This window comes from Pseudomonas sp. IT-P12 (assembly GCF_949767465.1).
In the GTDB taxonomy this organism is placed as follows: domain Bacteria; phylum Pseudomonadota; class Gammaproteobacteria; order Pseudomonadales; family Pseudomonadaceae; genus Aquipseudomonas.
The window spans coordinates 1-1,416 of record NZ_CATKPY010000008.1; the positions used below are offsets into that span (position 1 = coordinate 1).

The window sequence follows — 1,416 nt, forward strand, 5'->3', positions numbered from 1 at the left end:
CAAATTGCTTGGGTGTTATATGGTCAAGCCTCACGGGCAATTAGTATTGGTTAGCTCAACGCCTCACAGCGCTTACACACCCAACCTATCAACGTCGTAGTCTTCGACGGCCCTTCAGGGAACTCAAGGTTCCAGTGAGATCTCATCTTGAGGCAAGTTTCCCGCTTAGATGCTTTCAGCGGTTATCTTTTCCGAACATAGCTACCCGGCAATGCCACTGGCGTGACAACCGGAACACCAGAGGTTCGTCCACTCCGGTCCTCTCGTACTAGGAGCAGCCCCTCTCAAATCTCAAACGTCCACGGCAGATAGGGACCGAACTGTCTCACGACGTTCTAAACCCAGCTCGCGTACCACTTTAAATGGCGAACAGCCATACCCTTGGGACCGGCTTCAGCCCCAGGATGTGATGAGCCGACATCGAGGTGCCAAACACCGCCGTCGATATGAACTCTTGGGCGGTATCAGCCTGTTATCCCCGGAGTACCTTTTATCCGTTGAGCGATGGCCCTTCCATACAGAACCACCGGATCACTAAGACCTACTTTCGTACCTGCTCGACGTGTCTGTCTCGCAGTCAAGCGCGCTTTTGCCTTTATACTCTACGACCGATTTCCGACCGGTCTGAGCGCACCTTCGTACTCCTCCGTTACTCTTTAGGAGGAGACCGCCCCAGTCAAACTACCCACCATACACTGTCCTCGATCCGGATAACGGACCTGAGTTAGAACCTCAAAGTTGCCAGGGTGGTATTTCAAGGATGGCTCCACGCGAACTGGCGTCCACGCTTCAAAGCCTCCCACCTATCCTACACAAGCAAATTCAAAGTCCAGTGCAAAGCTATAGTAAAGGTTCACGGGGTCTTTCCGTCTAGCCGCGGATACACTGCATCTTCACAGCGATTTCAATTTCACTGAGTCTCGGGTGGAGACAGCGCCGCCATCGTTACGCCATTCGTGCAGGTCGGAACTTACCCGACAAGGAATTTCGCTACCTTAGGACCGTTATAGTTACGGCCGCCGTTTACCGGGGCTTCGATCAAGAGCTTCGCGTTAGCTAACCCCATCAATTAACCTTCCGGCACCGGGCAGGCGTCACACCCTATACGTCCACTTTCGTGTTTGCAGAGTGCTGTGTTTTTAATAAACAGTCGCAGCGGCCTGGTATCTTCGACCGGCATGGGCTTACGGAGCAAGTCCTTCACCCTCACCGGCGCACCTTCTCCCGAAGTTACGGTGCCATTTTGCCTAGTTCCTTCACCCGAGTTCTCTCAAGCGCCTTGGTATTCTCTACCCAACCACCTGTGTCGGTTTGGGGTACGGTTCCTGGTTACCTGAAGCTTAGAAGCTTTTCTTGGAAGCATGGCATCAACCACTTCGTGTTCTAAAAGAACACTCGTCATCAGCTCTCGGCCTT

The 1,416-nt window shown here is 53.0% G+C and carries 1 rRNA gene; it reads right to left on the minus strand.

The annotated features are described in order from the left end of the window. Positions 1-19: 19 nt before the first annotated feature. Positions 20-1,416 (minus strand): 23S ribosomal RNA (locus ACM6IM_RS03245); the annotation flags it as partial.